Raw genomic sequence first — 6,329 nt, 5'->3', positions numbered from 1 at the left:
CGCTTCCGCTTTTCTTATTTTTAGCCATTTGTAAACACTTGACCAACATATTTCTCTGGGTGATCACCTAATTGTAAGAGCTGACTTACAGTGACGAAATGATATCCTTGTTCGGAAAGATAGATTAATACATCTTCTAATGCATCAGCAGTCGCTTGTTGGATGTCGTGCATTAGAATAATGCTACCGTTGCGAGTGTTTTGTTTAACGGTTTGTATAACCTTTTCTTTATTACGATGCTCCCAATCTAATGTATCTACTGACCAGTTTACAATTGGCCCGTTTGTTGCTTTTTTCACAGCATCATTAACTGCTCCATAAGGAGGTCTTAATGTTGCCGGTGCTTTACCTGTGATTTTTTCTACTGCATTGGATGTTTGATTAATTTGCTGAGCCAACTCTGCTGGTTTTAAGCTTGTTAATTTTGGATGACTCCATGAATGGCTACCAATTTCATGCCCTTCATCTACCGCTCTTTTCACAATCTCAGGATAATATTCAACTCGATTACCTAGTACATAGAATGTTGCTTTCGCATCATATTTTTTTAGGATATCTAATATGCGTGGTGTAAGCTGGTGATGTGGGCCATCATCAAATGTTAAAGCCACATACTTTACTCCTGGTGTTAATGCTGATTGTGTCTGTTGATTATCTTTGCCTGATGTAGTATTTGAAAGTAGCTCAGTTTCATTCGGTATTTTTAGTTCTAATGATTCAATATAAGATTTTTCTAGAACCCCATTTAAATCATTTAAAGCTATTTGTACTTTATATGTACCCATCTCTTTTGGACCAATTTGTTTTTCTTTCAAATAAATATCCATTGTATTGTTTGAAAAACTATATGCATCAAAATTATTTAGCTCTGGTTTTGTTCCGTCCATTACTTGACTAACATCGGATACTTTCATCGCTTTTTCATCTTGCAATATTTGGTTTTGCGATAGCCTTGCGATCTTTTGTAGCGATGAATCGTCTACTAGCATGTCCTCTAATTGAATTTGCTTACCTGTTTTACGATCGAAATTTAGTGTGTATACTTTTTTGCTATTGTCTTTTCCATAAATATTCTCATTGCTTGTAAAAACAATAGATAGCAGTGTATCCGAAAGATTTGTAATCTTATAATCTAACAAAAGCTCAGAGTAAGTATCTTTTTTCGTCTTTACTTTTCCTGCTTCTGTTATGAAGCCATTCTTTTGTTCCGTAACTAATTTCTTAATAACATTGTTTACATCTTCTTGTTTCGTACGTGGAAAATGAATAGCATATTTGTACGTATCGTATTCCCCGATTTCCGTTTCAATCTCCATTTCAGGATACTTTGAATCTTTTACATACTTTTTGCTGCCAATAGTCTTTTCTGTACAACCAACTGCAAGCAGAGTAGCTAGGAGTAACAGAACGACTAATTTGAATTTCATATCTGTAGTCCCTCCCCGAACTAAAAATATTAATTTATATATAAAGAACCAGATTAAAAATTTGGTATATTTTGTCGTAATTTTAAACTTTATAGGACCATATATATTATACATGAAAAAACATCCAATTGCCGGAAATACTTTCGGTATTTTCTGTTATTCATTTTTACGAACAATAATTTTTTAGGCATTGGTAATGTTCGGTTTTTTCTTGACTTCTATACATGAAAACTGATAAAATAAGTGTGTTTGATAGTATTTGGTGCAAATGCGAACCTTTGGAGGTGCAGGATATGTCTTCAGTAGTAGTTGTGGGAACACAATGGGGAGATGAAGGTAAAGGTAAAATTACAGACTTTTTGTCTGAACATGCAGAAGTAGTAGCTCGTTATCAAGGTGGCAACAATGCAGGTCACACTATTAAGTTTAATGGTGAAACATATAAGTTGCATTTAATCCCATCTGGTATTTTTAATAGTGGAAAAATTTGTGTTATCGGTAATGGTATGGTGGTAGATCCTAAAGCTTTACTTACAGAGCTTAAATATTTACATGATCGTGGCATTACAACTGATAATTTACGTATAAGCAATCGTGCTCATGTGATTTTGCCATATCACTTGAAGCTTGACGAAGTAGAAGAAGACCGTAAAGGTGATAATAAAATCGGTACTACGAAAAAAGGTATCGGACCAGCATATATGGATAAAGCTGCTCGTATGGGTATCCGTATGGCAGACTTATTAGATCGTGAAGTTTTTGAAGAGAAGTTAGCACATAACTTAAAAGAAAAAAATCGCCTACTAGAAAAATTCTATGAGACAGAAGGATTTAAATTAGAAGATATTCTAAATGAATATTATGAATATGGACAACAAATTAAACAATATGTTTGTGATACAGCTGTTGTTCTGAATGATGCTCTTGATGAAGGTCGTCGTGTTCTTTTTGAAGGTGCACAAGGTGTTATGTTAGATATCGACCAAGGAACATATCCATTCGTTACTTCTTCAAACCCAGTTGCAGGTGGTGTAACAATTGGTTCTGGTGTAGGTCCTACGAAAATCAATCACGTTGTAGGTGTATGTAAAGCTTATACATCACGCGTTGGTGATGGTCCTTTCCCAACTGAATTATTTGATGAGGTTGGTCATCAAATTCGTGAAGTAGGTCGTGAATACGGTACAACAACAGGGCGTCCACGTCGTGTTGGTTGGTTCGATTCAGTTGTAGTTCGCCATGCACGTCGTGTTAGTGGTATTACAGACTTATCTTTAAACTCAATTGATGTATTAACAGGTCTTGAAACAGTGAAAATCTGTGTAGCTTATCGCTATGGCGATCAAGTGATTGAAGAATACCCAGCAAACTTACGTATTCTTTCACAATGTGAGCCTATTTATGAGGAATTACCAGGTTGGACAGAAGATATTACTGGTGTTAAAACATTAAGTGAACTTCCTGCAAACGCACGTCATTACATTGAGCGTGTTTCACAATTAACAGGAATTCCTTTAACAACATTCTCTGTAGGACCAGATCGTAATCAAACAAATGTCGTAACTAATCCTTGGAGATTATAAAATCGTTATATGAGCCTTCTCTATCTATTAGATAGAGAAGGCTTTTTTTCTGCCATCTTTCTTACTATATGCGCTTTGTATATAAAAAAGGACTAAGATATTTATCAACTTTTCCCATATAATAAAGTTTGTTCGTTTTGTAAAAATTAAAAATAGTGAAACCGACGTCTCTAATACACGTACATATAATAAAGATTAATAAGGGGCTGATTACATGGAAATTCAAAGACCAGTACTAGAATATAGACTTTGGAAAGGAAATGAAGAATATATACCTTTGTATCATTATGACGATATAGATTTAGAACAAGTTCTAGCCAGAAGAGAATGTGAGTTTTATGTCAAAAATGGAGTAACATATAAACAGCTTTCTTCCTCTATCGAAAAGAATTTATTTGTTATCTATGTAGAGAAATATGAAGAAGGTCCTCCTGAAGCGATCCGTGGTGGTATAGGAAATACCATTACCCTTGAGATTCGCGAATTGAATGCGATCCGTAATCATCCATTGTTAGAAACGAAATATGCGAAAACACATATTGAAATATTAAGTATAATTGGGTCAACGTTTACATTTGTAAATAATTTAGAATATGAAAGAGATAGTGCAGAGCTAGATGAAGATCGTAAAGCTTATGTATTATATGTAACACCTACAGGCTATGAATGGGAGGATGAAGAATCTTGAAGAAGACAAAGAAAATGATGGCTGGCGTAGTAGCTACGTTAATGGCTGTTTCCGTGACAGCATGCAGTGATAATGAAGAAGTTCAAGATAGCGATGTAGCGAATAATCGCCCTGCTGAGCCAACGGACGTTTCTTGTGATGATTGGGACTGGGATGAAGAAACAGGAACTTATTACTGTGACGATACCCGTTCTAGTAACTTTGGTATGTATTATTTAATGGGGCAAATGTTTAATTCTAAAAGCGCTCTAAAATCCAGTAGTAAGTATAAATCATATCAACAAAGTTATCGATCAACAAAGGATGGTAATGCATCGTCAGGTGGTTCAAGTAAGGATTCTAACTATAAATCAGGGATAGGAAGCGGATCTAAAGGAGGATTTGGAGGTTGATATGAAGAGCCATTCAACCGAGCGCCAGCAGCTATACCAGAGTATTCCGCTGTTTTGGCATGACATATATGATACTGAATATGCATTATTAGACATCAAAGTAGAAAGCAAAGAAAGAATCGATGCTATTCGAACAGCTACTGAAAAAATTGGGCGAATCTTCTATAAAACGTCTTCATTATTGCGACAATTAGATGATGAAACGTTACTTCAGCTTGGCTTTCCTGAACAAACGCTTTCGTATCTGCGCATTAAAACGATTCCCTTTGAAAGTGTAATTGCGCGGTTAGATTTAGTTGTAAACAATCACGAGATAAAATTATTAGAAATAAATAGTGATACACCTACTTTTATTAAGGAAACATTTCATGTGAATCATTTTGTATGCCAATATTTTAATTGTGATGATGTAAATGAAGGGTCTGAGAAGAAGTTAGCGGATAGTATACGACTTGCTGTGCAATGGTCATTGGAAAGCATAGGAGCTCCAGCAGATGGGAAAGTAGTATTTACTTCGCATTCAGACCACGAAGAAGATTTCTTCACTTCAGCATATTTAGCAGAGTTATATGGCTCCCAAGCAGAATGTATTCCTATTCATGAACTTAAGATTATTGAGGAAGATGTAATCGAAAATAATGAAGTGATGATTAAGAGAGGTATATATACACCTGACTTGGGGAAAATTGATGTGCTATATCGTCAAACGTATCCGATTGAGCATTTAATAAATGACGAAGATCCTGAATCAAAAGACAAGGTAGGAGAAATGCTTTTACAACTAGTTGAGAATAAAGACGTTGCTATTCTTAATCCACCTTCTGCCTTTCTATTACAATCTAAAGCCATTATTTCTCTTATATGGGGATTACATGAGCAGCAGCATGATTTTTATTCAAAAGAAGAGCATAATTGGATTGAATTATATTTCTTACCTACTTATTTGGAAGAGGATTTCTTTAGAGAGCATGATGTGAAATACGTGAAGAAACCATCCTTCGGCAGAGAAGGAGATACAGTTCAAATCTATAATAAAAATGGAACATTACAAGTAGAAGATCACCATCATACATATGCTTCAGAGCTACCAGTGTATCAAAAATATATTGATTTACCACAATATGATATTACAACGGATGAAGGGAAGAAAACGGCGCATATCATGTATGGGAGCTTTTTAATAAATGGTAAAGCAGGTGCGATAGGCATTAGAGCTGGTGGTCAAATTACCGATAATGCATCATACTTTTTACCAATTGGTTATCAGAAAAAGGAGGAAAGTAAATAATGGAGAATTTCATATCGTTATCAGCAGTGCTTGATTTCTTAGCTCATGCAGGTACGGGATTACTGCTTATTTTATTAGGATTGATTGCATTTGCATTTACGACAAAGTTTTCAGAGAAGAAGCTTATTTCAGAAGGGAATATGGCGGTTGCTTTAAAACTATGGGGAAAGGCAATCGGTCTAGCTATCATAATATATACAGTTTGGTCTAACAGTGTAAGCTTATTAGATGCTTTTATTTGGGGTCTAGTAGGTATTGCTGTTCAAGTTGTCGTGTATTTAGTAATTGAAGTCATCTTACGACCTTCATTCGACGTAGAGAAGAAGGTCGAAGAGGGGAATGTAGCGGTTGGCTTTAGTTTATTTTCTCTAGCAATCGTAGTTGGGATTGTAGTAGCTGCAAGCTTAACTTATTAAAAGATAGGGGTATTTTCCAAGTTTTGATTTAGTGGGAAATACCCTTTTTTAATGCGAAGTAGTTCATTTAAATTTTTTCAGAAAAATATATTGCTATTCTATTAAATAGTGTGTTATTATTGAAAACGTTGCTGATGATGAATCCAGTAATGAGCCATTAGCTCAGTCGGTAGAGCATCTGACTTTTAATCAGAGGGTCGAAGGTTCGAATCCTTCATGGCTCACCATTTATGGCCCGTTGGTCAAGCGGTTAAGACACCGCCCTTTCACGGCGGTAACACGGGTTCGAATCCCGTACGGGTCATCGGCATTGTAGAATAGGGTGAGCAGACTGGCAAGGACGGTTTGCTTGCTACATTCTACTTAATAATTTGATAGTTAGTTAGGTCCCGTGGTGTAGCGGTTAACATGCCTGCCTGTCACGCAGGAGATCGCGGGTTCGATTCCCGTCGGGACCGCCATTTATTTTAATGGGAAAATTTAAAATAACACACATTATGTGTGCTTATATATATATTGGCTCAGTAGCTCAGTC

The 6,329-nt window shown here is 35.8% G+C and carries 6 protein-coding genes and 3 tRNA genes; 8 read left to right on the top strand and 1 reads right to left on the bottom strand.

The annotated features are described in order from the left end of the window. Positions 1–20: 20 nt before the first annotated feature. Positions 21–1,427: a polysaccharide deacetylase family protein gene (locus V7014_RS03225; protein ID WP_335504119.1), complete on the bottom strand. Its 1,407-nt coding sequence runs from the start codon at positions 1,425–1,427 to the stop codon at positions 21–23. A 293-nt stretch (positions 1,428–1,720) separates the two neighbouring features. Here V7014_RS03225 and V7014_RS03220 point away from each other — a divergent pair, with 293 nt between their 5' ends. From V7014_RS03220 to V7014_RS03185, 8 genes are all read left to right on the top strand, one after another. Next, positions 1,721–3,010: an adenylosuccinate synthase gene (locus tag V7014_RS03220; RefSeq protein WP_335504117.1), complete on the top strand. Its 1,290-nt coding sequence runs from the start codon at positions 1,721–1,723 to the stop codon at positions 3,008–3,010. A gap of 214 nt (positions 3,011–3,224) precedes the next feature. Then, complete coding sequence (locus V7014_RS03215; protein WP_335504115.1) at positions 3,225–3,698, top strand: hypothetical protein; 474 nt, start codon at positions 3,225–3,227, stop codon at positions 3,696–3,698. Next, complete coding sequence (locus V7014_RS03210) at positions 3,695–4,090, top strand: hypothetical protein (protein WP_335504113.1); 396 nt, start codon at positions 3,695–3,697, stop codon at positions 4,088–4,090. The genes V7014_RS03215 and V7014_RS03210 overlap by 4 nt, the downstream gene beginning before the upstream one ends. Before the next feature lies 1 nt (position 4,091). Further along, a complete protein-coding gene (locus V7014_RS03205; protein ID WP_335504111.1) occupies positions 4,092–5,378 on the top strand; it encodes a glutathionylspermidine synthase family protein in 1,287 nt (428 codons plus the stop codon). Further along, positions 5,378–5,794 (top strand): DUF350 domain-containing protein, encoded by a 417-nt coding sequence (locus V7014_RS03200; RefSeq protein ID WP_335504109.1) that lies wholly within the window; start codon positions 5,378–5,380, stop codon positions 5,792–5,794. Before V7014_RS03205 ends, V7014_RS03200 begins: the two co-directional genes overlap by 1 nt. 151 nt (positions 5,795–5,945) lie before the next feature. Continuing rightward, a tRNA-Lys gene (locus V7014_RS03195) sits at positions 5,946–6,021 on the top strand. 5 nt (positions 6,022–6,026) lie between these two features. Further along, positions 6,027–6,098, top strand: a tRNA-Glu gene (locus V7014_RS03190). Between the two features lie 81 nt (positions 6,099–6,179). Then, positions 6,180–6,255, top strand: a tRNA-Asp gene (locus V7014_RS03185). Positions 6,256–6,329: the final 74 nt, after the last annotated feature.

Source organism: Bacillus sp. JJ722 (genome assembly GCF_036963345.1).
In the GTDB taxonomy this organism is placed as follows: Bacteria; Bacillota; Bacilli; order Bacillales; family DSM-1321; genus Bacillus_AD.
The sequence above is the reverse complement of the archived record's forward strand: the minus strand, read 5'-3'. Positions and strand labels throughout refer to the sequence as shown.